The organism is Bradyrhizobium sp. Cp5.3, from assembly GCF_000426265.1.
In the GTDB taxonomy this organism is placed as follows: Bacteria; Pseudomonadota; Alphaproteobacteria; order Rhizobiales; family Xanthobacteraceae; genus Bradyrhizobium; species Bradyrhizobium neotropicale.
The window spans coordinates 1-21,416 of the sequence record NZ_AUFA01000025.1 but is presented as its reverse complement, the minus strand read 5'-3'; the positions used below and the strand labels follow the sequence as shown (position 1 = coordinate 21,416).

Genomic DNA, 21,416 nt, shown 5'->3' with positions numbered 1-21,416 from the left:
GGCTGCGCCCACATCTTCGATGTCGTCCTGGCTTTCGCCAGGACAACCTTGGGGTAGAGCCAGCGCTTCGGCAGCTAGACCGTGAGCCGCTCGCCATCACTGCCGCGAATCCTTAGCGGCACCACACTCCCCACGCGCCCGCCCGCAATCGCCACCGGCAGATAATGCTCCGTGCGGCCCTGGCCCTCGCTCTCGACCAGCACCTCGCGCGTCGCGCCGATCTCGGTCTGGAGCCGCCGTCGCAACGCCTCCTCGCCAGCCGCACGGAGCCGCTTCGCACGCTCCTTGATCACGGCACCCGTAACCTGCGGCATGCGCGCGGCAGGCGTGCCGGGGCGCGGGGAATAGGGGAAGACGTGCAGGAAGGTGAGGCCACATTCGTCGACGAGATCGAGCGAGCGCGAGAACATCTCCTCCGTCTCGGTCGGGAAGCCCGCGATGATGTCGGCGCCGAACGCGATGTCCGGCCGCAGGCGGCGCACGTGCTCGCAGAACGCGATCGCATGTTCGCGCGAATGACGCCGCTTCATGCGCTTCAAAATCATGTCGTCGCCGGACTGCAGCGACAGATGCAGATGCGGCATCAGCCGTGCGTCGCCGGCGATGGCGTCGAGCAGATCGCTATCCGCCTCGATCGAATCGATCGAGGAGATCCGCAGCCGCTTCAGCTCCGGCACGTGCCGTAAAATCTGCTTCGTCAGCATCCCGAGCTTCGGCGCACCCGGCAGATCGGCGCCATAGCTCGTGAGATCGACGCCGGTGAGCACGATCTCGGCATGACCACGCTGAGCAAGCGCCCGCACCTGGTCGACCACGGCGCCCATCGGCACCGAGCGTGAATTGCCGCGACCATAGGGAATGATGCAGAAGGTGCAGCGATGGTCGCAGCCGTTCTGCACCTGCACGAACACGCGCGGCAGGCCGGCGGCAAAGCCGTCGATCAGATGCGGCGCCATCTCCTTGACCGCCATGATGTCGCTGACGGCGATCTTCTCACTCGCGCCGATGTCGAACGCGTCGCGCGCCTCGCGCCAGGCGGACGCGCGCATCTTGTCGTCATTGCCGACGACGCGATCGACCTCCGCCATACCGGCAAACATATCGCTTTGCGTCTGCGCCGCGCAGCCGGTGACGACGATGCGCGCCTCGGGCCGCTCGCGCTTCAATCTGCGGATCGACTGCCTCGCCTGCGCCACGGCCTCGTTGGTGACCGCGCAGCTGTTGATGACGATGGTATCGAAAAGGCCCGCGCCTTCGGCCTCGCGGCGGATCACCTCGGCCTCGAACGCATTGAGGCGGCAGCCGAAGGTGACGACGTCGACAGCCATTACCCGACCGGCGCGAACAGCGCCGGATCGAAGGTGCCGTCATATTCGAAGGTCGCCGTGCCCGTCATCAGCACGTGGTCGTCGCGCTCGCGCCATTCGATGCCGAGCTTGCCGCCGGGCAGCGTGATCTCGACAATGCGGTTGGCGCGCTTCAGGCGCGCCGCCGCGACCGCGGTCGCGCAGGCCGCCGAACCGCAGGCCTTGGTGAGGCCGGCGCCGCGTTCCCAGGTGCGGATCGTGATGTGATCGCGATCGACGATATGGGCGAGCGTGATGTTGGCGCGCTCGGGGAAAATCGGATGATTCTCCAGCAGCGGACCAAAGCGCTCGAGATCATAGGCGTTGACGTCGTCGACCCAGAAGATCGCGTGCGGATTGCCCATGCTCACCACTGACGGCGAATGCAGGATCGGATTGTCGATCGGCCCGATCTGCAATTCGATGTAGCGGGTGTCGCGAAACTCTTCCGCGAGCGGAATGTCCTGCCAGCCGAACTTGGGCGCGCCCATGTCGACGGTATAGAGATCGGGCGCCGGGCCCTGCCAGCAATTGAGCAGGCCTGCGCGGGTCTCGAACGTCGCCGCGGTCTGCCCGGTCTTCTCGAAGATCCGGCGCACCACGCAGCGCATGCCGTTGCCGCAGGCGCCGGCTTCCGAGCCGTCATTGTTGTAGATGCTGATGAAGGCTTCGGTGCCGTCCAGGCGCGGCTTCTGCAGCACCATGAGCTGGTCGTAGGGCACGCCGCCCTGCGCCGATGCCACCGCGCGGGCATCGTCCGGCGTGACCGGGGACGCGGCATCGCGCATGTCGACAACGACGATCTCGTTGCCGATGCCATTCATCTTGGCAAATGCGTGGTTGGCCAGCGCGCTCATGAAAATTCCCGATTTTCGCCCGCCTTATATGGCGATCCTTGGCGGCTTGACCAGTGATTTGCTGCGGAGGGCCAAGACGTATCTGCCATGACGCATCTGTCATGGGACGAATTCGGCGCTCGCGTGTTAGAACGGCGGCATTCGCGCAAACCGGGACGCGCGGCATGGCGCAAAGCCAAGTTTGAGGCCTTGAGGGCGCAAGGCCTTGGCAGGTCAAGACCTTGGCGGATAAGCTCTTGGGGAGAATGGTAATGAATCGTTTTTGTCGTCTCGCTCTGGTCGCGCTGATCCCGGCAGCCGCCATGTCGTTTGGCCTGTCTGCCGCCTCGGCACAAACCCCAAGCCCGGCACCGGCCGCATCGGCCAGTCCTTCCCCGGCGCCATCGGCTTCGCCCACCCCGGCTGCAAGCGCCTCGCCCGCCCCTGCGGCAACGCCTTCGCCGGCCCCGGCGGCCAGCGCCTCACCCTCGCCCAGTCCGACGGCAGCGCCGCCGGCCGCGTCCGCCTCCCCGGCCCCGGTGCAGACCGCCGATCCTTTCGGCCAGGAGACCACGCTCGAGGCGAAGAAGGTCGTGATGGTCAAGGGTACTGCCAATTGGGATTCGGCCTTCGACACCCTGATCGATGCCTTCAAGGCGGTGACCGCGCTGCTTGACAAGCAGGGCATCAAGCCCGCGGGCAATCCGATGATCGTCTACACCTCGACGGATGATACCGGCTTCACCTTCCTCGCCGAGATCCCGGTCGATCAGGATCTCAAGAACCTGCCCAAGGACATGAGCATGGGCAAATCGCCGGAGGGCAAGGCGCTCAAGTTTGTCCATCGCGGTTCCTACGACAACATGGACAACACCTATGAGGCGATCACCAATCACCTCGACGACAAGAAGCTGGAAGCCAAGGACACCTTCATCGAGGAGTACCTCACCGATCCCCTGAAGACGGCCGAGGACAAGCTCGTGATCAATGTCTACGTACCCTTGAAGTGAGACCAATGAAAAAGCCCGCCGCGCTGACCTCCGTCCTTGCCGCCGCCCTTGCCACCATGCTGCTCGCCGCGCCGGCGCGCGCCGACGATTTTCCAGCCGCGATCTCGGTCAGCGGCGAAGCCACGGTGTCTGCGGCCCCTGACCTCGCGCAGCTCGACGCCGGCGTCGCCAACGACGCCAAGACGGCGAAGGAGGCTTCCGACGCCAACAACGCCGCGATGGGCAAGGTGCTGCTGGCGCTGAAGGGCGCCGGCATCGACGAGAAGGACTATCAGACCTCGCGGCTGTCGCTGCAGCCGCAATATGCGCCGAACCGCTCCAGCGGCGCCTCGCCCGTAGTCAGCTTCCGCGCCAGCAACCGCGTCACGGTGAAGATTCGCGACGTGACCAAGGCCGCAGGCATCATCGACACGCTGGTCAGCGCCGGCGCCAATGACATCGGCAACATCTCCTTCGAGGTGACGCAGGCCTCGAAGCTGCTCGACGGCGCCCGCGAGCAGGCCGTGGCCGATGCCCGCCGCAAGGCCGAGATCTACGCCAAGGCCGCCGGCGTCGCCTTGGGTGCGCCGCTCAGCGTCTCCGAAGGCGGCGGCCCGGTGCCGCTGTTCAAGGGCCGGATGGCGACAGCACCGATGGCCGCAGCGTCAGCCGCCGTTGCGCCCGGCGAGGAAACACTGTCGGTGACGGTGAATGTGAGCTGGTCGATCAGGCCGGCACAGTAACCGGCGAAGGCCGGGACGACGAGTCTTTGCGTGGATCGACCTAAATCTCCACCACCTGCCCCGGCTGCATCGCCACGAACCGCTCCTGCGGAATCTTTGCCGCATCGAGCGCCTCGACCAGCGCCTTCGCGGGCGCGTCGATCGCTTCATCGGTGAGCTGGAACGTCCCATGATGATGCCCGAGCGCGGCCTGCGCGCCGCAATCGAGCAATGCCTTCACCGCGTCCTCCGGGTTCATGTGCTGGTCGCGCATGAACCAACGCGGCTCGTAGGCGCCGATGGGGAGGATCGCCAGACGTAGCGGCCCGTGCGCTTGGGCGACGCGGCGAAAGTGTTTGCCCTCGCCATAGCCGGAATCGCAGACGACGTAGATCTTCCCCGCCGGCGTCTCCAGCACAAAACTCGCCCACAGCGCCTTGTTGCGGTCGAACATGCCGCGCGCCGACCAGTGCCGGGTCGGCACCAGCGTCACGGCGAGGCCGCCGCCGAGCTCGACGCAGTCATGCCAGTCGAAGGCCTCCACCTTGATCGTGGAATCGGCACCGCGCATCGTCAGGTCATTGCCGAACGGCGTGACCACGCGCGGGGCGAAATTCTTGGCGAGCCGCGACAGCGTCGCGATGTCCAGATGATCGTAGTGGCCGTGCGAGACCAGCACGACGTCGATCTTCGGCAGCTTGTCGAAGGCGATGCCGGGATCGTTATGCCGCTTCGGTCCGGCAAAGCCGACAGGCGAGACCCGCATCGACCAGACGGGGTCCACGAGAATGTTGAGGCCGGCGGTCTGGATCAGCCAGCTTGCATGGCCAACGAAGGAGAGCCGCACCTTGTCGCCGTCGACGCGCGCGGGCGGGGTATCGGCGTGAGGGCTCGGCACCCAGTCCGGCCAGGTCTCGCGCTTCCGCCCGCCGCCGAACTGCCAGCGGAACACTTCACCCAGCGATTTCGGCGGTACACCGTCGGGATCAAAGAAGTGCAGGCCGTCGAAATGGTCCGAGACGGGTCCGTCGTAGGTTTTCATGCGGGACATCCAAAGGGGGACACCGACCAGCGCGCCCGCCCCGGCCAGCAGTCCAAACAGGCGGCGACGGGTGATCGACACGGCGGCTTCAGGGATGATAGCGGAGGGAGTTCATCACCGGCTATATGGGCGGGCCCGCAGAAAAAGGAACCCATCGCCGGAAGTCTTATATTTTCAATGGCTTGCCCTACAAAATGCGCACCGGCAGCCTAACTTTCCTTGACTTTTGGGCGTGAGCGGCGTTTAACCCCGCCACTTTCTCGGAAAGGCTTTCTTTTCGACCCGCCGACTGGTCCTGGAGGCCAGAGGTCAACGCCCGACAGCGCTGTGCGCCCTCGGGCGTAAAGGTGTTTGGACGACCCTCATCCTGAGGAGCCGCGAAGCGGCGCCTCGAAGGATGGGGCCACGACGGCACCCTTCGAGACGCAGGCTTTGCCTGCTCCTCAGGGTGAGGGCAAGAACAGGACAACGGCATTGTTCGACAATCTGTCGGAAAGGCTTGGCGGCATCCTTGATCGTCTGACGGGGCGCGGTGCGCTGACCGAAAAGGACGTCGACGCCGCGATGCGCGAGGTGCGCCGCGCGCTGCTCGAAGCCGACGTTGCGCTCGAAGTGGTGCGCAGCTTCACCGAACGCGTGCGCGAGCAGGCGATCGGCGCCACCGTCGTGAAGTCGGTGACGCCCGGCCAGATGGTGGTCAAGATCGTCCATGACGAGCTCATCAACACGCTCGGCGCAGAAGGGCAGACCATCGACGTGAATTCGGTGCCGCCGGTGCCGATCATGATGGTCGGCCTGCAAGGCTCCGGCAAAACCACCACCACCGCAAAGCTCGCCCGCCGCCTCGTCCAGCGTGACAAGCGCAAGGTGCTGATGGCCTCGCTCGACGTCTATCGCCCGGCGGCGATGGAGCAGCTTGCCGTGCTCGGCCGCGATCTCGACATTCCGACCCTGCCGATCGTTGCCGGCCAGCAGCCGCCGCAGATTGCGAAGCGCGCGCTGGAGGCCGGCAAGCTCGGCGGCTACGACATCGTGCTGCTCGACACCGCCGGCCGCACCACGCTCGACGAAGAGATGATGGCGGAAGCCGCTGCAATCAAAGCCGCCGCCAATCCGCATGAAGTGCTGCTGGTCGCGGATAGCCTCACCGGCCAGGACGCCGTCAACCTCGCCCGCTCGTTCGATCAGCGCGTGGGACTGACCGGCATCGTGCTGACCCGCGTCGACGGCGACGGCCGCGGCGGCGCCGCGCTGTCGATGCGCGCCGTCACCGGCAAGCCGATCAAACTGATCGGCACCGGTGAAAAGACCGACGCGCTGGAGGATTTCCATCCCGACCGTATCGCCGGCCGTATCCTCGGCATGGGCGACGTGGTGTCGCTGGTCGAACGGGCTGCCGCCAACATCGACGCCGAGAAGGCCGCGCGCACTGCCGAGCGCATGCGCAAGGGCCAGTTCGACCTCAACGACATGCGCGAGCAGCTTCTGCAGATGTCCAATATGGGCGGCATCAGCGGCCTGATGGGCATGATGCCCGGCATCTCCAAGATGAAGAACCAGATCGCGGCCGCAGGGATCGACGACAGGATCCTGAAGCGCCAGGTCGCGATCATCGATTCCATGACGCGCGACGAGCGCCGGCACCCCGACCTGCTCAAGGCCAGCCGCAAGAAACGTATCGCCGCAGGTTCCGGCCAGAGCGTCGAGCACGTCAACAAGCTCTTGAAGATGCACCGGAACATGGCCGACGTGATGAAGGCCATGGGCTCGGGCAAGCGCGGCCCGCTTGCCGGCATCGCGCAGGCGATGGGCTTTGGCGGCGGCATGAAGATGCCCTCGCCGGAAGAGATGAAGGCGCTGCAGGAAAAGATGCAGAGCGGCGGCGGACAGGGTCTGCCCAACCTGCCGAAGGATTTGCCGGCTGGTCTTCGCACCGGTCTGCCGAACGTTCCTGGTCTGACCGGGCTGAGCGGCAAGCCGATGCTGCCGGGCCTCGGCGGATTTCCGGGCAAGAAGAAATGAGGAATTCGTCGCGGGGGATCGCAAGCGTCCCGCGCAACGCGGAATACCAATCAACCGAACAAAACGTACTTTGAAGGAGAACTAGATGTCAGTCGTTATCCGCCTCGCTCGCGCAGGCACCAAGAAGCGCCCGGTCTATCACGTCGTCGTCGCCGACTCGCGCTTCCCGCGCGATGGCCGTTTCATCGAGCGTCTCGGCTATTTCAACCCGCTGCTGCCGAAGGACAACGAGACCCGCCTCAAGCTCGACATGGACAAGGTGAAGGCCTGGCTCGCCAAGGGCGCCCAGCCGTCGGACCGCGTGATGCGTTTCCTCGACGCCGCCGGCGTCAAGAAGCGCGAAGCACGCAGCAACCCGCAGAAGGCCGTGCCGCGCAAGGAGCGCAAGGCGCAGGCCGAAGCCGCCGCGAAGGCGTAAGCCGCTTCGATGGCCGGGCCTTCATGCTTCGAGACGCGCGGCTTGTGCCGCGCTCCTCAGCATGAGGGTCTATCTCCTCATCCTGATCAGCACGCACACCCGAGCAGGCCGAGCGTAAGCGAGGCCGTCGCGAACGGTGCAAACGAAGCGTGCGTCTCGAAGGGAGAGGCCACCTGATGTCTCAGCTCGTTTGCGTCGCGCGGATCGGCGCCGCGCATGGTGTGCGCGGCGCGGTCAAACTGTGGACCTTCACCGAAGATCCCTTTGCCGTGCGGCGCTATGGTCCGCTCGTCACCCAGGACGGCAAGCGCCAGTTCGAGGTCGCGCAGGCCCGTGAAGCCAAGGATCATCTGGTCGCGACGTTCAAGGGCGTCACGACCCGCGATGAAGCCGAGCGGCTCAACGGCATCGAACTCTACGTCGCGCGCGAAAAACTGCCCGCGACCGACGAGGACGAATATTACCACACCGATTTGATCGGGCTCGCCGCCGTCACCACGGCCGGCGACACGCTCGGCCGTGTCGTCGCAGTCCATAATTTTGGCGCCGGCGACATCATCGAGATCGCCCCGCCGACAGGCACGACGCTGCTGCTGCCGTTCTCCAACGCGGTGGTGCCGGAGGTCAACGTCGCGGGTGGACGCGTCGTGATCGCGCTGCCGCAGGAGATCGAGGATGAGGACGAGGCGTCGCCGTCATGACATGACGACGACGACGGACCGCCGATTGTCCTCACAAAATCGAGATTTGCGTTTGGTTCCGGGCTCGTTCACGCTCGGGTTGCACCCCTCCTCTCGACGACTCCTGAACATCCGGAGATACAAATGTTGCGGCGCTGTCTTCTGGCAACGATCGGCCTGCTTGCGTGCGCGAGCGTGGTAGCGGCGCAGACGCCGGCGAGCCAGCCGCCTGCTGAAGCATCCACGGAGACCCCCGAGCAGCAAGAGCCGCGGACAGGCGATCGCTGGACCTACGAGGTTCGCGATGAGATCACCGGCGAGCTGAAATCGACCGTCACCCAAACCATCACCGATGTATCTCCCGCTGAAATCGGTATCCGCCTGACCTTTCTCGGAAAACCGGGTATTGGCTTCCAGACGTTCGATCATTCCTGGAATTCCATCAACACCGGCACATGGAAATTTACCCCAAACGACGGCACGGGCATCAAGACCCCGCTTGAGGTCGGCAAGTCCTGGTCCGTCAGATCGACTGACTTCAACAGCGGTAGCGGCGCCAGCCTGAAGCGCTCGGTCACATCGAAGGTCACTGCCAAGGAAAGCATTACGACGCGCGCCGGCACGTTCGAGACGTACAAGATTGAAACGTCGATCGACATGCAAAACGCCAATGATCCGACCAAGAAGTTTCAGAGCAGCCAGCAGACCTGGTACGCGCCGACCGTCGATCATTGGGTGAAGCGTACCTGGGTCAGCAAATCGGAGGGCAGGGTCAGCGACAAGGGATCGGTCGAGCTGATCGAATATGGCCGCCGCTAGTCGTCGGCCCAGGCATTCCGATCACTGTCGCTGGAGATACCGATGTCTCGTTGTGCCGCCGTGGCAACGATTTGCTTGCTCGCGAGCGTTCCCTGGGCACGGGCCGCCGAGGGCGGCGCGCCGCCTGCTCCTGCAAAACCGGGCGAAGCAAAGCCGATCATTTCAATGGAAGAGCCGATGCCGGGCGACTTCTGGGCGTACGACGTGAGGGACGAAATCGGCGGAACGTCTACAGTCCGCCGGTTTGTCGTCACCGACGTAACTCCCGGCGAGATTCGCATCCAACTCGCTACCGGAGTCGGGAACGGCGATCGGCTTAATGTCTATGACCGGTCATGGAATCTGAAGAGCACGGGCCCTTGGAAATATCAGCCGATTGACGGCTCCGGGATTCGTACACCGCTGAAGGTTGGCTCTGCCTGGAGCGTCACCGCAGACGACGTCAACTCGCAAAACGGCAGCATCTTCAGACGCTCCGTCAATTCAAAAGTCACCGGTCAGGAAACCATCACCACCAAGGCCGGCACGTTCGACACGTTCAAGATCGAAACGGTCGTCTCCAGGCAATCGACCAACGATCCGTCCAACAAGGGCGAGATCACGGCGCAGACTTGGTATGCCCCGGCGATCGATCACTGGGTCAAGCGCAGCTTCGTGTCCCGGGCCAATAACCACTTGGTCAACAGCAGCACGAGCGAACTCGTCGAATATGGCCGCAAGAAATAACTGCGTTCGCCGGAGTTTCTCGCAGAGAGGCGCCTAGCAGGCCCTCGACCTGAGACGTGCGATGCCCTAACCAGCGGCATGACCACCCAAGCCCCGATCTGGCGAGCAACCGTCCTCACCCTGTTTCCCGAGATGTTTCCGGGGCCGCTCGGGGTGAGCCTGGCTGGCCGCGCGCTCGCGTCCGGGCTCTGGGAGCTCGAGGCGCGGGACATCCGCGCCTCGGCAACCGACCGCCACCGCAGCGTCGACGACACGCCGGCCGGCGGCGGCCCGGGCATGGTGCTGCGGGCCGACATTCTGGCGGCCGCAATCGATGCCGCGGAGGTCGGTCCGGAGCGGCCAAAAGATCGACCAAGGCTCTTGATGAGCCCCCGCGGTCGGCCATTGACCCAGGTCCGCGTCGCCGAGCTCGCCCAAGGTCCTGGTCCCCTGATCGTCTGCGGGCGGTTCGAGGGGGTCGACCAGCGGGTGATCGACGGACGGGGCCTGGAGGAGGTCTCGATCGGCGACTACGTGCTCTCCGGCGGGGAAATCGCAGCCCTGGCGCTGATTGACGCCTGCGTCCGGCTGCTGCCGGGGGTCATGGGCAAGGAGGCCTCCGGAGCCGAGGAAAGCTTTTCCGAGGGCCTTCTGGAATACCCTCAATACACCCGTCCGCAGCTGTTCGAGGGGGTTCCGATACCGCAGGTCCTGATCTCCGGCGACCATGCCAAGGTCGCTGCCTGGCGAAGAGCGGAATCCGAGGCCCTGACGGCGGCCCGGCGACCGGATTTGTGGGCCCAGGTCCCAGGCAAAGTCCCGAATCGGGCCAGTCGCCAAAAAACGCCAAAAAACAAGACAGACGGGTGACAAACGCTTCGGCTTGCCTTATAGGAGCGGCCAAATCCGCAATGGCTGGATAGACGAATTTTGCGCAGCCCCCGTCCTGCGGCTGGGCGCGCCGATGGAGATTTACCCATGAACCTGATCAAGCAGCTCGAAAAAGAGCAATTCGACAAGCTCTCCGCCGGCAAGGACATCCCGGAGTTCGCGCCCGGCGACACCGTGATCGTCAACGTGAAGGTCGTCGAAGGCGAGCGCACACGCGTGCAGGCCTATGAGGGCGTTTGCATCGCGCGTTCCGGTGGTGGCCTCAACGAGAGCTTCACCGTGCGCAAGATTTCGTACGGCGAGGGTGTCGAGCGCGTGTTCCCGCTGCTCTCCCCGATGATCGATTCGATCAAGGTGGTGCGTCGCGGCAAGGTGCGTCGCGCCAAGCTCTATTACCTCCGCAACCTTCGCGGCAAGTCGGCCCGCATCGTCGAGAAGCAGGACCGCGCGACTGCCGTCGGCGAGTAATCTTCGCCACCAGGCAAGTTTCGAAAAGCGCGGGGCTCGGCTCCGCGCTTTTTTGTTGCGCTCGTGCCGCCGACACAGATGTCGGACCTCATCCTGAGGAGCGCGGAACGCGCGTCTCGAAGGATGAAGGCCCGGCCGGTGGCCTCGCCCTTCGAGACGCGCGCCAAGAGCGCGCTCCTCAGGGTGAGGGTCATGTCCTGACCGCGCATTGAAACCACTCGCGATTCCAATTCGGCCTGCTATATATTCTTGGAATGTTTCCAGATCCGACCAGCCTCGCCCCCGTCAAGCGCATCGTCATCGACGATCGCTCGCGGCTGCCTGGCCGGTTCTTCGGACGCTTTGCGACCTCGGCAACGTCAGAGCTTAGCCGCGCAGCTTAATCGCTGCGCTGAAGACGTTTTTGTTGCCCCGCGCGCCACCCGCGCACATCCGCTACACAACATTCCCGGAGCTGACGCTCATGTCCAAGCCGACCACATTGTACGACAAGATCTGGAACGACCATCTGGTGCACGAGGCCGACGATGGCACCTGCCTGCTCTATATCGACCGCCACCTGGTGCACGAGGTGACCTCGCCGCAGGCGTTCGAAGGCCTGCGCGCGACCGGGCGCAAGGTCCATGCGCCAGAGAAGACGCTCGCCGTCGTCGACCACAACGTGCCGACCACCGACCGCAGCAAGCCGAATCCCGACCCTGAAAGCATCGAGCAGATCAAGGCGCTGGCGGAGAACGCCAAGGAATTCGGCATCGAATATTACAACGAGTTCGACAAGCGCCAGGGCATCGTCCACGTCATCGGCCCGGAGCAGGGCTTTACGCTGCCCGGCACCACCATCGTCTGCGGTGACAGCCACACCTCGACGCATGGCGCGTTCGGCGCGCTCGCGCACGGCATCGGCACGAGCGAGGTCGAGCACGTGCTGGCGACGCAGACGCTGATCCAGAAGAAGGCGAAGAACATGCGCGTCACCGTCGACGGCAAATTGCCGGAGGGCGTGACGGGCAAGGACATCATTCTCGCCATCATCGGCGAGATCGGCACCGCGGGCGGCACCGGCTACGTGCTGGAATATGCCGGCGATGCGATCCGGGCGCTGTCGATGGAAGGCCGCATGACGGTCTGCAACATGTCGATCGAAGGCGGCGCTCGCGCCGGCCTCGTTGCGCCGGACCAGAAGGCCTACGACTTCCTGCGCGATCGCCCGAAGGCTCCGAAGGGCGCAGCCTGGGATGAAGCGATGCGCTACTGGGAGAAGCTGCGCTCCGACGAGGGCGCGCATTTCGACCATGAGCTGCGGCTGGACGCCGCAAAGCTGCCGCCGATCGTGACCTGGGGCACAAGCCCCGAGGACGTCATCTCGGTGACCGGCTTCGTGCCCGACCCCGACAAGATCGCGGACGAGGCCAAGCGTATCTCCAAGCACCGCGCGCTGAAGTACATGGGCCTGACCGCAGGCACGAAGATCACCGACATCAAGCTCGATCGCGTCTTCATCGGCTCCTGCACTAACGGCCGCATCGAAGACCTGCGCGCCGCCGCGAAGATCGCGGAAGGCAAGCAGGTCTCCGGCCATGTCAACGCCATGGTCGTGCCGGGCTCCGGCATCGTGAAGGAGCAGGCCGAAGCCGAAGGTCTCGACAAGATCTTCATCAAGGCGGGCTTCGAATGGCGCGAGCCGGGCTGCTCGATGTGCCTCGCCATGAACCCGGACAAGCTGAAGCCGGAGGAGCGCTGCGCCTCGACCTCGAACCGCAACTTCGAAGGCCGCCAGGGCTTCAAGGGCCGCACCCACCTCGTCTCGCCGGCGATGGCAGCGGCCGCGGCGATCGCGGGCCACTTCGTCGATGTCAGGGACTGGCGGTAAGCCGCTTCCTGCAATTGTAGCGATCGCGGCAAACCGCCGTTAATCGGCATCGCCCACATTGCGTCCTCGCGGCACTTTCGCGAGGACGCGCGCCATGGCCAACAAGCCTGAATATGTCGATCTGATCAGCGAGGCGACACGCCAGAACCGGCGGCGCGCGGCGCCATTGCGTATCGTCGCCAAGCCTGAGGCCGAGGAGACGTCAAAGCTCAGCCGCTGGCCGCCGGCGATGTTGCGGCAGTGGAAGCTCGAGACCCTGGCGCGCTGGAAGCCGGCGTCGTGGAAGCTGAAGGATTGGCTCTGAGCCACGTTCTCCGTCATGCCCGGGCTTGTCCCCGGGCATCCACGCACTTCGGAGCCCGAGGCAAAGACGTGGATGGCCGGGACGAAGCCCGGCCATGACGCAAACGGTTAGAGTTCGGTCGCTCTCACATCACCAATAGCGGTACGGATGGTGCCAGCGGTGCCAATGGTGCCAGCGGCAGATGCGGCGCGGGCCGTAATAGGTCCAGATGATCCGGCAGCGGCGCGGATAGTGGTAATAGGGATAATAGCCGCCGTAATAGTAGCGCCGGTGGAATGCGTCATGAATGAACGGCGCTCGGTGCATCGCGCCTGCAACGCAGCGCCGCGAGACAGCCGCGAGACAATGGAGTTCACTAGAGATGACCGTTTACGCGATCGCACAACTGAAGATGACAGACCGCGCGGCCTATGACCGCTATCAGGCGCGGTTCTTCGACGTGTTCAGGAAATTCAATGGACGTCTCCTCGCAGCCGATGAACAGCCGCGCGTACTTGAAGGCGCATGGCCGTTCGACAAGCTGGTGATGATGTCGTTTCCCGATGAGGCCGCTTTTCTCGCCTTCTCGAACGCGCCCGACTATCTCGATATCTCACGCGATCGCAAGGCAGGCGCGCAGGCGACCGTTCTGCTGGTCAAGGGATTTACGCCCGCCATCTAGCGCGGCGACATCACCACCACGGCCCGAAGCCGAACACGAAGGGAAAGGGCACCGCGTAAGGATAGGGCCGATAGTACACGGGCCGCGCGTAGTAATGCGGTTCATATGGCACATAGCGCCGCGCTACATCATGGTGTTGCGCGTGCCGCGTTGCACCGAAAACCGCTGTCCCCGCCGAGGCCGCCGGCTTCGCCACAGGCTGAGCAACGGACTCGCTCGGCGAGCCAGCAATGATCGCAACAGCAACGGCCAGTCCGATCCACTTCATCATGGCGACCTCCGCTCTCAGCATGCGGGCATCGCAAGGCCGTCTGCAAGCAAAAACAGGCCCGGAAATCCGGGCCTGTCCGCGCCTCAAAGGCTATCGCCAGTGGCGATGATGATGATGGTGACGATGCCAGCGGTGCCGCCAGTGATGACGAGGATGCCAGCCATGTCCGTGATGCCAGTGCACTTCGGTCGTGGGCTTGGCAACATCCTGCACCGACTGTGCGGCGCCCGGATTGATCAGCGACACGGCCTGCGCGCGTTCGACCGGCGCGGCGAGAACGAACATCGCTCCGACGGCCGCGAGGCCGAAAACTTTCATGGACTGCATTTCCTGTGATCTCCTGACATCGTTCCTGCGGTGCGCGCGCTGACCAGACGTTACGGCACGCAGACGACGTTAGAGTCCACGGCCTGAATCGCGTATGAATGAACGCGCCCCGGACATGAATGCGAAGAACACGCGGCAGGTTCCGAATGCCGGCAGAACTTTTCAGGCGGCGCCAAGACCGGCCGTCAGTGACGCGCGCATCTTCTGATCGAGCGAATGCAGGAGATGGTCAATGGCGCGCCAGCCGGATTGAGCGGCGCGCCAGGCGTCAGCCGCGACGCCAGTAGCAGCTCATACGCGGCACGATCACCGTGCCGCTCGGCCGGAATTCCTGGACATAGGTCGCGTTGCATTCGCGGACCGCGTCGGGACCGGGATTGTAGCGCGGATAGACCCGGTTCTCGTCGCCATAATAGTAAGGCTGCACGCGCAGCCGGGTCGGCGGCCGCTTGCGCGGCGGCGGGGCGTCGGGCGCCGCCTGGGCCAAGCGGATTTCGGGACCAGCCGTCTGGGCCTCCGCGCCGGCGCAAAATTGCGAAAACAACCCCATGCAAAGTAGAACCAGTACCGCTGTTCCCGCCCGCATCGTACCACCCACCTGAAATATCCCCTTGGTGCGACGTACGCTCTCCGTTTTCGCAGGCAACGTCAACTCTTCGTCCCATCCTATAAAGCGGGATGCATCATCAGGGAACCCGCGCTAAGGAGTGAGCATGTGGACCGACCTGAAAGCGCCCTCGCTGGCCGAGATGGAGACGATGGCGCATGACATTTTCGAGCATCTGCCGGCGCACTTTCGCAAGCTCTGCGAAGGCGTGATCATCCGGGTCGACGACTTCCCGACCGACGAGGTCCTGGACGAGATGGAGTGCGAGAGCGAGTTCGACCTGCTCGGCCTGTTCCAGGGCGTCGGCCTGACCCAGCAGAGTTTTGGCGACGTGGCGCGGCTGCCCAACATGGTCTGGCTCTACCGCCGTCCGATCCTGGACTATTGGGCCGAGCATGACGAGACGATCGGTCATATCGTCCGCCACGTCCTGATCCACGAAATCGGCCACCATTTCGGCCTCTCGGACGACGATATGGCGGCGATTGAGGCCCAAGCAGATTGATAGTGTCGCCGCAGCGGCGGTGCGCTTCCTCCCCCGCTTGCGGGGGAGGGCTGGGGAGAGGGTGCCTCAGCCATCAAGACCCCCTGGAAGGAGAGAGCCCTCACCCGGCGCTCCGCGCCGACCTCTCCCGCAAGCGGGAGAGGTAAGGCAGACCTGCCGAATTCGGCCTAGGATTTCCGCCCTGATCGGGATAAATACCTGTTCCCCTGACCGACCCGGGAAAGTGCAACCATGGACAAGTTCACCACGCTGGAAGGCGTCGCGGCGCCGCTGAAGATCATCAATGTCGACACCGACATGATCATTCCGAAGCAGTACCTGAAGACCATCAAGCGCACCGGCCTTGGCAAGGGGCTTTTCTCCGAGCAGCGCTACAAGGACGACGGCAGCGAGAACCCGGATTTCGTGCTCAACCAGCCGGCCTATCGCAACACCAAGGTGCTGGTCGCCGGCGACAATTTCGGCTGCGGCTCGAGCCGCGAGCACGCGCCCTGGGCGCTGCTCGACTTCGGCATCCGCTGCGTGATCTCGACCTCGTTCGGCGACATCTTCTACAATAACTGCTTCAAGAACGGCATTCTGCCGATCCGCGTCTCCCAAGAAGACCTCGACAAGCTGTTCGACGACGCCGAGCGCGGCGCCAATGCGACGCTGACGATCGACCTGCCGAACCAGGAGATCCGCGGTCCCGACGGCGGCAAGGTGAAGTTCGAGATCGACCCGTTCCGCAAGCACTGCCTGATCAACGGTCTCGACGACATCGGTCTCACGATGGAGAAGAAGGCCTCGATCGACACCTACGAGGACAAGCTCAAGCGCGAGCGTGCCTGGGCCTGAGATCAGCTTTTCAGTTCGAGCCCCGGTGCTGCCAGCGCCGGGGCTTTTTCTTTGCCCTCGTTATCCTCTATTTTTTGAGCATGATCTTCTCGGAAAACCGCTGCACACTTTTCCGGATCATGCTCTAAGCTTCCCCTCATGCTGCCCGAAATCGTCACCTTCTGGCACGGCCCGATGGATGCGCTGCGCCAGACGTGTCTGCGCTCGCAGCTTGCTGCCGGCCACAAGGTCACGGTCTACAGCTTCGATCCCATTCCCGGCCTGCCCTCGGGTGTCGGCAACGCCGATGCCGAGGCGATCCTGCCGTATGCCTTCTCCGAACGGCTGCGGCCGCCGCAGCCTGACGGCAGCTGGCGCGACTGGACCACGCTGCAGTTCAGCGACTTCTTCCGGATGAAGCTGATGGCCAAGAGCCTGGGCCTCTGGCTCGACGCTGACGTGCTGCTGCTGAAGCCCGTCGAGATCGATCCGGCCAAACCCTACTTCGCCTGGGAGCGGCCGCGGCAGCTCGGCAACTCCGTGATCTACCTGCCGACGGAGCATGGCATCGTCCGCGCCTTCGAAGAACTGATGGAGCAGGAGGAGCTGACGCCCGACTGGCTGTCGCTGCGCCATCGCATCACGTTTGCGATGCGCCGCCTGCGCGGCGGCTCGAACCGCCTAGCCGACATCCGCGTCGCGATCTTCGGCCCGGCAGCACTCACCGCGCTCGCCCGCCGCACCGGCGAGCTCCGCTGCGCGCTGCCGAAGCAGTCGTTTTACGCCGTGCATGCCGAGCCACGACTCTTCTTCGAGCCGTCGAGCTATCTCGGCCTCGTCACCAACCCCGATATCATCGGCCTGCACATCTCGCCCAAAGGCCGCGGCGGCCAGCCACCGATTCCCGGCAGCCTGTATGCGTGGGCGACGGAGCGGTTTCGCTAGGTTGCTCTCGTGCCCCGGACGCGACGCAGCATGAATGATGCGTCGCTGAGCCGGGGCCCAGCAATGCGGCACCATGGGTCCTGGCTCTGCGGCGCATCGCATTGGACGATGCTCCGCATCGCCAAGCGCGCCGCACCGCGTCCGGGACATGAGATTCCAATTTGATCCAGCGCAACGCATTTTCCTGCAGGTCTGCTCTATTCGGCTTCAATCTCACGACTCGAATGGAGCTTCGCATGAGCACCGCAAGCAGGCCATATCCCATCGTCCAGGACCTCATCGAGTCCTTTGCCGGCTGGCTGAAGCATCGCCGCGAGCTGAACGAGATGCGGCAGCTCGATCGCTCCGACTTCAACCGGATTGCAGGCGACCTCAGGATTTCACCTGACGATCTGGAGGAGCTGGTCCGCCACGGCAAACATGCCGCCGACGAGCTGCCGAAAATGCTGGACCAGCTCGGCATCAGCGTGGAGCAACTCGGCCGCGCACAGCCGCTGTTGCTGCGCGACATGGAGCGGGTGTGCGCGCTGTGCAGCCAAAAGGCGCAATGCGACCGCGATCTCGCCGACGGCACCGCGGCGGAGAACTACCACGGCTATTGCGGCAACGCCTCGACGCTGGAGTCGCTCGAGCGCACGCCGCACTGACGCGGCGCGACATTTATCACCTCGCTGGCGGCGCTGCATTCGACGATTTGGATACCGGTGCTGCGCCGCGTCCTGAGTTAAGGTCACCGATCCTGACGCGTCACCTTGAGCAGCACACTCGCGCCTGCATGCGCCTTTGCCTAATACCCGCTTTGGCGCGGCGACGATTCCGATCGTAGTCAGCAGTCACACCGGCAGTCAGAAAAATTGCGTTTCTCGGGCACCTCAGCGGCTACCCGATTGCCGGCGGATATCTTCCAAAATACCGCGCATCGCATCGATCTCTTTGCCGAAGCCTGCCCAATCACCGGATTTCAACCGCTCCGTGGCCTGGTTGTAGTGCGTGAGCGCCTCCTGCGCGCGCGCTGCCGCGGAGCCTTCGGTGGGTGTTTCCGCGGTCACACCCGACGCTGCCGCGGAGGGGCCGCCGTCCACGAAGAGTGCCGACAGAGCCTCGGCAAGCGTTTCCTTCATGACGACATGCTCACCATAGGCGGCAATCACCCGCTTGAGCTCCGGCAAATGTCCTTGCTCCGCCCGCAAATACAGCGGCGACACGTAGAGAATCGAATTCTCGATCGGAATCACGAGCAGATTTCCCCGGATCACCCGCGACCCCATCTGGTTCCACAGCGATATCTGCTGGGAGATCTCCGTGTTCTGATGAATTCGCGCCTCGATCTGGAAAGGCCCGTAGACCAGCTTCTCCTTGGGAAATTCGTACACGATCAGCTTGCCATAGCCGGGCTCGTCGCAGCGCGCGGCAAGCCAAGCGATCATGTTGTCGCGACGGCTCGGCACCATCGGGATCATGATGAAGAACTCGGCTTGCGCCTCTCCGGGCAGCCGCATGATGATGTAGTAGGGGGCCATGGTGGTGATGCCGTCCATTGAAGAGACGCCATCACCGGCCGGTTGGCGCGGAAACTGCCAGAGGTCCTCCCGGTTATAGAAAACATCGGCAGCTTCCATGTGGTAGGTCTGGAAAAGTCGCGCCTGAATCAGGAAGAGATCTTCGGGATAACGGATGTGCTTCTGAAGATCGGACGGCATGGCCGCGAACGGCTTGAACAGGTCCGGGAAGATTCGCTGATAGGTCGCGGCAACCGGGTCGGCCGGATCCATCAGGTAAAAATCGACGGTGCCGTTGTAGGCGTCGATCACGACCTTCACCGAATTGCGGATATAGTTGAGGTTGTAGCCGGGCGCAGGCTGTGCGTAGGGAAAGTATTCGCTGGTCGTGTAGGCGTCCTGCATCCAGAACATCCGGCCCTCGCTGACGACCAGATAGGGATCGCGATCGAGAGGGAGGAACGGGGCGATCGTGCCAACCCGCTTCTGAATGTTGCGCCGGATCATGATGCGGCTGCCGTCACCGATGTAGTCTGACAGCAGCAGGTTCACATCGTTGAAATGGTGGGCGAAGATCAGTCTCCGCACCATGCCCGACAGCGGCACGCCGCCGGAGCCGTCATAGGATGCGTAGACATTGTCCTTTCCCCTGGGATAGTCGAATTCCGGCACGGTTCCCTTGACGATGACGTAGTCCTCGGTCTGCTGCCCGTAATAGATGCGCGGCTCGCGAATGGCGGGACCTCCGTGCGCGACCGGAGGAATGTCGTGCAGATAGAGAAGCGGAAGGCCTTCACCGCTCTTCTGGGTGACCGGACTCATCACCGCACCATTGCCGTGGGTGAACAGGATGTGGCGGTTGACCCAGGTCTGCGCGTTCGGTGGCAGCAGCGCGGAATTCAACTCGCGGCCTGAAATCATCACGCTTTGATAGGTGTCGCCAAACCAGTAGCGATCGACATCGAGGTCGCGCAGTTTGTAGTAGGTGCGAATCTCCTGCAGTTGCGCGTAGGTGTCGGCCAATGGTTGCCAATCCCACAGCCTTATATTTTCAATGGTGGCCTTGTTGGCCTCGAGTGTCCTGAAGGTCAGGTTCTGTTCCGCAGGGAACGGCTTCGGCACGATCCGATTGAGATTGTAGGCCTCCCGGGTCAGCGCAATGTTGCGCTCCATGTAGGGCCGCTCCCAGTCCAGCTCGTTCGGCCCGACATAGAAGCGCTGAAACACTGCGGGGATGATGCCCGATAGCAGGAGTGCGCCGCCGAACAGCAGCACAATCGCGGCGGTGGGGAGGCGGTAGGTACGCACCCACAGGTTCGCGCACGCCGCCAAAGCGGCGACGATCGAAAGTGCGATCAGCAACCACAGCACCGGCAGTTCCACATTGACGTCTGTGAAGCCTGCGCCGACCACCACGCCGTTGTCGCCGTACAGCAGGAGATAGCGGTCGAGACTGTAGGACCACGCCTTCACGCCAAAGAAAAGGCCGAGAAGCGCCGAACCGTGCGAGATCGCCGCTGGCGATATTTGCTGCACCCGGTCCTCGATGTCGCCGTGCACCCAGTAGATAGACCCGGCGAACAGTGCGCTCATGACGAGCGTCAGCAATGCCCAATTCTTGATGGCCACAAAGGCCGGCAGGGAAAACAGGTAGAATCCGATATCCTTGTCGTACAAGGGATCGTTGGTGCCGTAGGGCACCTGATAGATGAAGCGCAGAAGAGTGCTCCAGTTGCCGACTTCTCCCCAGGCGACAAGCAGAGCGACGAGGCCGCTACTGGCGGCGATCATACTGCGCCACGGCAGCCGCTCGCGCAGGAATTCAAGCGGATCGGGCTGCGCCGCGGCGGCCACGAGCGGCGGGTCGAAGGCCGCGGGCAACCGGCTTCGGCGCCCGGCAAGGCCTAGTGCAAGGCGCGCGTTCGCCCACAAGATGGCGGCGGTCGCCGCGAAAACGACGAGGAAGACGGCGGCTTTCGCGCCGATTGTGGTCCAGAAGACCTGCGTGTAGCCGATCGACGAGAACCACATCCAGTCGACCAGGAAGTCGCCGACGAGAGCGAGCAGGATCAGGCCGATTGCGGCGATGATGGCCGCGATGATGAATCCCACCACGGCGCTTCGCCCTGGTGCCTTCCGTTCGGGTCCGGAAATCCCGATCGTCATGGTTACATTATAGCAGAACGACGGACGTGGCGCGCCTGTCGCGGGGGCGCCGCACCTGCTTTTTGCTCCGCACTCCTACAACAGGCGGATACCGGCATCAGGCCGCGCGCCGAACTCGGGAGGACGCGCGAGTTCTTGGAGGGCTGCGCAGCAGATACCTCGGTGAGGTCAGCGGAGGGTCTTGGTTGTGTGGAAATGGATAGCTCGGAAGCGGCCGTAGTCGACAATCGTTGCAGGCCGCCGATGTTTTCGCGTCGGATCGTCCAATAGCCGGCTGAGGTGGTTATAGCGACGCGCGGTGGCGCTTTTGGACGCACTTCCGCGCGTTCAGGTGGCGCGGATTGCTGCAATCAGGCTCGGTTTGCCGACGATGTTCATCACCCGAGTGAGGTTATAGGCCAGGACGTGCAAAGCCATCTCGGCGGCGACGTTCCGTAGGCGCTTCATCAAGAAGTGGGTTGCACCCATACGGGCCTTGATCGTGCCAAAGGGATGCTCGACCGTCTC

25 protein-coding genes are annotated in these 21,416 nt (G+C 63.8%); 17 read left to right on the top strand and 8 right to left on the bottom strand.

From position 1 onward, the window contains the following. Positions 1 to 74: 74 nt before the first annotated feature. Entirely contained in the window at positions 75 to 1,328 is a 1,254-nt protein-coding gene (gene mtaB / locus K289_RS0127595; protein ID WP_027554468.1) for a tRNA (N(6)-L-threonylcarbamoyladenosine(37)-C(2))-methylthiotransferase MtaB, read from the bottom strand. Further along, on the bottom strand, positions 1,328 to 2,203 hold the full coding sequence (gene dapF / locus K289_RS0127590; RefSeq protein ID WP_027554467.1) for a diaminopimelate epimerase: 876 nt from the start codon (positions 2,201 to 2,203) through the stop codon (positions 1,328 to 1,330). The genes mtaB and dapF overlap by 1 nt, the downstream gene beginning before the upstream one ends. A 251-nt stretch (positions 2,204 to 2,454) precedes the next feature. Between dapF and K289_RS49045 the strand changes: the two genes are divergently transcribed. After that, on the top strand, positions 2,455 to 3,192 hold the full coding sequence (locus K289_RS49045) for a GyrI-like domain-containing protein (protein ID WP_027554466.1): 738 nt from the start codon (positions 2,455 to 2,457) through the stop codon (positions 3,190 to 3,192). A gap of 5 nt (positions 3,193 to 3,197) precedes the next feature. Continuing rightward, the gene (locus tag K289_RS0127580) at positions 3,198 to 3,914 is read left to right on the top strand and encodes an SIMPL domain-containing protein (protein WP_027554465.1); all 717 of its coding nucleotides are present in this window, start codon (positions 3,198 to 3,200) and stop codon (positions 3,912 to 3,914) included. Positions 3,915 to 3,954: 40 nt separating this feature from the next. On the opposite strand, the gene K289_RS0127575 is transcribed toward K289_RS0127580, so the two are convergent. Next, positions 3,955 to 5,016 (bottom strand): MBL fold metallo-hydrolase, encoded by a 1,062-nt coding sequence (locus K289_RS0127575; RefSeq protein ID WP_027554464.1) that lies wholly within the window; start codon positions 5,014 to 5,016, stop codon positions 3,955 to 3,957. 393 nt (positions 5,017 to 5,409) lie between these two features. Here K289_RS0127575 and ffh point away from each other — a divergent pair, with 393 nt between their 5' ends. The 9 genes from ffh to K289_RS0127515 all read left to right on the top strand — a co-directional run bounded on the left by ffh (position 5,410) and on the right by K289_RS0127515 (position 13,112). Next, a complete protein-coding gene (gene ffh / locus K289_RS0127570; RefSeq protein WP_027554463.1) occupies positions 5,410 to 6,957 on the top strand; it encodes a signal recognition particle protein in 1,548 nt (515 codons plus the stop codon). 85 nt (positions 6,958 to 7,042) lie between these two features. Next, positions 7,043 to 7,375: a 30S ribosomal protein S16 gene (gene rpsP / locus K289_RS0127565; protein ID WP_027523519.1), complete on the top strand. Its 333-nt coding sequence runs from the start codon at positions 7,043 to 7,045 to the stop codon at positions 7,373 to 7,375. 176 nt (positions 7,376 to 7,551) lie between these two features. Beyond that, positions 7,552 to 8,076 carry a ribosome maturation factor RimM gene (rimM, locus tag K289_RS0127560; protein WP_027554462.1) on the top strand — a complete coding sequence of 175 codons (525 nt, stop codon included), beginning with the start codon at positions 7,552 to 7,554 and terminating at the stop codon, positions 8,074 to 8,076. 123 nt (positions 8,077 to 8,199) lie between these two features. Continuing rightward, positions 8,200 to 8,874, top strand: coding sequence for a hypothetical protein (locus K289_RS0127555; protein ID WP_027554461.1), 675 nt, complete (start codon positions 8,200 to 8,202; stop codon positions 8,872 to 8,874). A 42-nt stretch (positions 8,875 to 8,916) separates the two neighbouring features. Further along, the gene (locus K289_RS0127545) at positions 8,917 to 9,600 is read left to right on the top strand and encodes a hypothetical protein (protein ID WP_156918211.1); all 684 of its coding nucleotides are present in this window, start codon (positions 8,917 to 8,919) and stop codon (positions 9,598 to 9,600) included. A gap of 78 nt (positions 9,601 to 9,678) precedes the next feature. Continuing rightward, positions 9,679 to 10,449 (top strand): tRNA (guanosine(37)-N1)-methyltransferase TrmD, encoded by a 771-nt coding sequence (gene trmD, locus K289_RS0127540; RefSeq protein WP_027554459.1) that lies wholly within the window; start codon positions 9,679 to 9,681, stop codon positions 10,447 to 10,449. Positions 10,450 to 10,557: 108 nt separating this feature from the next. Further along, entirely contained in the window at positions 10,558 to 10,938 is a 381-nt protein-coding gene (gene rplS, locus K289_RS0127535; protein ID WP_027554458.1) for a 50S ribosomal protein L19, read from the top strand. A 463-nt stretch (positions 10,939 to 11,401) separates the two neighbouring features. Then, the gene (gene leuC / locus K289_RS0127520) at positions 11,402 to 12,808 is read left to right on the top strand and encodes a 3-isopropylmalate dehydratase large subunit (protein WP_027554457.1); all 1,407 of its coding nucleotides are present in this window, start codon (positions 11,402 to 11,404) and stop codon (positions 12,806 to 12,808) included. Positions 12,809 to 12,902: 94 nt separating this feature from the next. Next, positions 12,903 to 13,112, top strand: a complete 210-nt coding sequence (locus K289_RS0127515) for a hypothetical protein (protein ID WP_027554456.1) — start codon at positions 12,903 to 12,905, stop codon at positions 13,110 to 13,112. A 129-nt stretch (positions 13,113 to 13,241) separates the two neighbouring features. Here K289_RS0127515 and K289_RS51750 read toward each other — a convergent pair whose 3' ends face one another. Next, positions 13,242 to 13,418: a hypothetical protein gene (locus K289_RS51750; protein ID WP_198024786.1), complete on the bottom strand. Its 177-nt coding sequence runs from the start codon at positions 13,416 to 13,418 to the stop codon at positions 13,242 to 13,244. A gap of 55 nt (positions 13,419 to 13,473) precedes the next feature. Between K289_RS51750 and K289_RS0127505 the strand changes: the two genes are divergently transcribed. After that, complete coding sequence (locus K289_RS0127505; RefSeq protein WP_027554455.1) at positions 13,474 to 13,773, top strand: DUF1330 domain-containing protein; 300 nt, start codon at positions 13,474 to 13,476, stop codon at positions 13,771 to 13,773. Between the two features lie 10 nt (positions 13,774 to 13,783). On the opposite strand, the gene K289_RS0127500 is transcribed toward K289_RS0127505, so the two are convergent. After that, positions 13,784 to 14,065 (bottom strand): hypothetical protein, encoded by a 282-nt coding sequence (locus tag K289_RS0127500; RefSeq protein ID WP_245284018.1) that lies wholly within the window; start codon positions 14,063 to 14,065, stop codon positions 13,784 to 13,786. Positions 14,066 to 14,143: 78 nt separating this feature from the next. Here K289_RS0127500 and K289_RS50735 point away from each other — a divergent pair, with 78 nt between their 5' ends. After that, a complete protein-coding gene (locus tag K289_RS50735) occupies positions 14,144 to 14,380 on the top strand; it encodes a hypothetical protein (RefSeq protein ID WP_156918210.1) in 237 nt (78 codons plus the stop codon). Positions 14,381 to 14,639: 259 nt separating this feature from the next. On the opposite strand, the gene K289_RS0127485 is transcribed toward K289_RS50735, so the two are convergent. Next, positions 14,640 to 14,921 carry a hypothetical protein gene (locus K289_RS0127485; protein ID WP_027554452.1) on the bottom strand — a complete coding sequence of 94 codons (282 nt, stop codon included), beginning with the start codon at positions 14,919 to 14,921 and terminating at the stop codon, positions 14,640 to 14,642. Between the two features lie 163 nt (positions 14,922 to 15,084). Between K289_RS0127485 and K289_RS0127480 the strand changes: the two genes are divergently transcribed. The 4 genes from K289_RS0127480 to K289_RS0127465 all read left to right on the top strand — a co-directional run bounded on the left by K289_RS0127480 (position 15,085) and on the right by K289_RS0127465 (position 17,891). Continuing rightward, the gene (locus tag K289_RS0127480) at positions 15,085 to 15,483 is read left to right on the top strand and encodes a metallopeptidase family protein (RefSeq protein WP_027554451.1); all 399 of its coding nucleotides are present in this window, start codon (positions 15,085 to 15,087) and stop codon (positions 15,481 to 15,483) included. A gap of 231 nt (positions 15,484 to 15,714) precedes the next feature. Beyond that, positions 15,715 to 16,320 (top strand): 3-isopropylmalate dehydratase small subunit, encoded by a 606-nt coding sequence (leuD, locus tag K289_RS0127475; protein WP_011083326.1) that lies wholly within the window; start codon positions 15,715 to 15,717, stop codon positions 16,318 to 16,320. A 138-nt stretch (positions 16,321 to 16,458) separates the two neighbouring features. Next, positions 16,459 to 17,244 carry a hypothetical protein gene (locus K289_RS0127470; RefSeq protein WP_027554450.1) on the top strand — a complete coding sequence of 262 codons (786 nt, stop codon included), beginning with the start codon at positions 16,459 to 16,461 and terminating at the stop codon, positions 17,242 to 17,244. 236 nt (positions 17,245 to 17,480) lie between these two features. Continuing rightward, positions 17,481 to 17,891 carry a DUF6455 family protein gene (locus K289_RS0127465; RefSeq protein WP_027554449.1) on the top strand — a complete coding sequence of 137 codons (411 nt, stop codon included), beginning with the start codon at positions 17,481 to 17,483 and terminating at the stop codon, positions 17,889 to 17,891. 225 nt (positions 17,892 to 18,116) lie between these two features. On the opposite strand, the gene K289_RS0127460 is transcribed toward K289_RS0127465, so the two are convergent. Both K289_RS0127460 and K289_RS45325 read right to left on the bottom strand, forming a co-directional pair. Then, a complete protein-coding gene (locus tag K289_RS0127460; RefSeq protein WP_027554448.1) occupies positions 18,117 to 20,909 on the bottom strand; it encodes a UPF0182 family protein in 2,793 nt (930 codons plus the stop codon). Between the two features lie 327 nt (positions 20,910 to 21,236). After that, a partial coding sequence (locus tag K289_RS45325) for a transposase (protein ID WP_027553839.1) occupies positions 21,237 to 21,416 on the bottom strand: 180 nt, incomplete at its 5' end.

Excerpts from the sequence above, each read along its gene's own strand:
- mtaB (WP_027554468.1), bottom strand. The coding sequence starts at position 1,328 with ATGGCTGTCGACGTCGTCACCTTCGGCTGCCGCCTCAATGCGTTCGAG.
- dapF (WP_027554467.1), bottom strand. The coding sequence starts at position 2,203 with ATGAGCGCGCTGGCCAACCACGCATTTGCCAAGATGAATGGCATCGGC.
- K289_RS49045 (WP_027554466.1), top strand. The coding sequence starts at position 2,455 with ATGAATCGTTTTTGTCGTCTCGCTCTGGTCGCGCTGATCCCGGCAGCC.
- K289_RS0127580 (WP_027554465.1), top strand. The coding sequence starts at position 3,198 with ATGAAAAAGCCCGCCGCGCTGACCTCCGTCCTTGCCGCCGCCCTTGCC.
- rpsP (WP_027523519.1), top strand. The coding sequence starts at position 7,043 with ATGTCAGTCGTTATCCGCCTCGCTCGCGCAGGCACCAAGAAGCGCCCG.
- rimM (WP_027554462.1), top strand. The coding sequence starts at position 7,552 with ATGTCTCAGCTCGTTTGCGTCGCGCGGATCGGCGCCGCGCATGGTGTG.
- K289_RS0127555 (WP_027554461.1), top strand. The coding sequence starts at position 8,200 with ATGTTGCGGCGCTGTCTTCTGGCAACGATCGGCCTGCTTGCGTGCGCG.
- K289_RS0127545 (WP_156918211.1), top strand. The coding sequence starts at position 8,917 with ATGTCTCGTTGTGCCGCCGTGGCAACGATTTGCTTGCTCGCGAGCGTT.
- trmD (WP_027554459.1), top strand. The coding sequence starts at position 9,679 with ATGACCACCCAAGCCCCGATCTGGCGAGCAACCGTCCTCACCCTGTTT.
- rplS (WP_027554458.1), top strand. The coding sequence starts at position 10,558 with ATGAACCTGATCAAGCAGCTCGAAAAAGAGCAATTCGACAAGCTCTCC.
- leuC (WP_027554457.1), top strand. The coding sequence starts at position 11,402 with ATGTCCAAGCCGACCACATTGTACGACAAGATCTGGAACGACCATCTG.
- K289_RS0127515 (WP_027554456.1), top strand. The coding sequence starts at position 12,903 with ATGGCCAACAAGCCTGAATATGTCGATCTGATCAGCGAGGCGACACGC.
- K289_RS51750 (WP_198024786.1), bottom strand. The coding sequence starts at position 13,418 with ATGCACCGAGCGCCGTTCATTCATGACGCATTCCACCGGCGCTACTAT.
- K289_RS0127505 (WP_027554455.1), top strand. The coding sequence starts at position 13,474 with ATGACCGTTTACGCGATCGCACAACTGAAGATGACAGACCGCGCGGCC.
- K289_RS0127500 (WP_245284018.1), bottom strand. The coding sequence starts at position 14,065 with ATGCTGAGAGCGGAGGTCGCCATGATGAAGTGGATCGGACTGGCCGTT.
- K289_RS0127485 (WP_027554452.1), bottom strand. The coding sequence starts at position 14,921 with ATGGGGTTGTTTTCGCAATTTTGCGCCGGCGCGGAGGCCCAGACGGCT.
- K289_RS0127480 (WP_027554451.1), top strand. The coding sequence starts at position 15,085 with ATGTGGACCGACCTGAAAGCGCCCTCGCTGGCCGAGATGGAGACGATG.
- leuD (WP_011083326.1), top strand. The coding sequence starts at position 15,715 with ATGGACAAGTTCACCACGCTGGAAGGCGTCGCGGCGCCGCTGAAGATC.
- K289_RS0127470 (WP_027554450.1), top strand. The coding sequence starts at position 16,459 with ATGCTGCCCGAAATCGTCACCTTCTGGCACGGCCCGATGGATGCGCTG.
- K289_RS0127465 (WP_027554449.1), top strand. The coding sequence starts at position 17,481 with ATGAGCACCGCAAGCAGGCCATATCCCATCGTCCAGGACCTCATCGAG.
- K289_RS0127460 (WP_027554448.1), bottom strand. The coding sequence starts at position 20,909 with ATGACGATCGGGATTTCCGGACCCGAACGGAAGGCACCAGGGCGAAGC.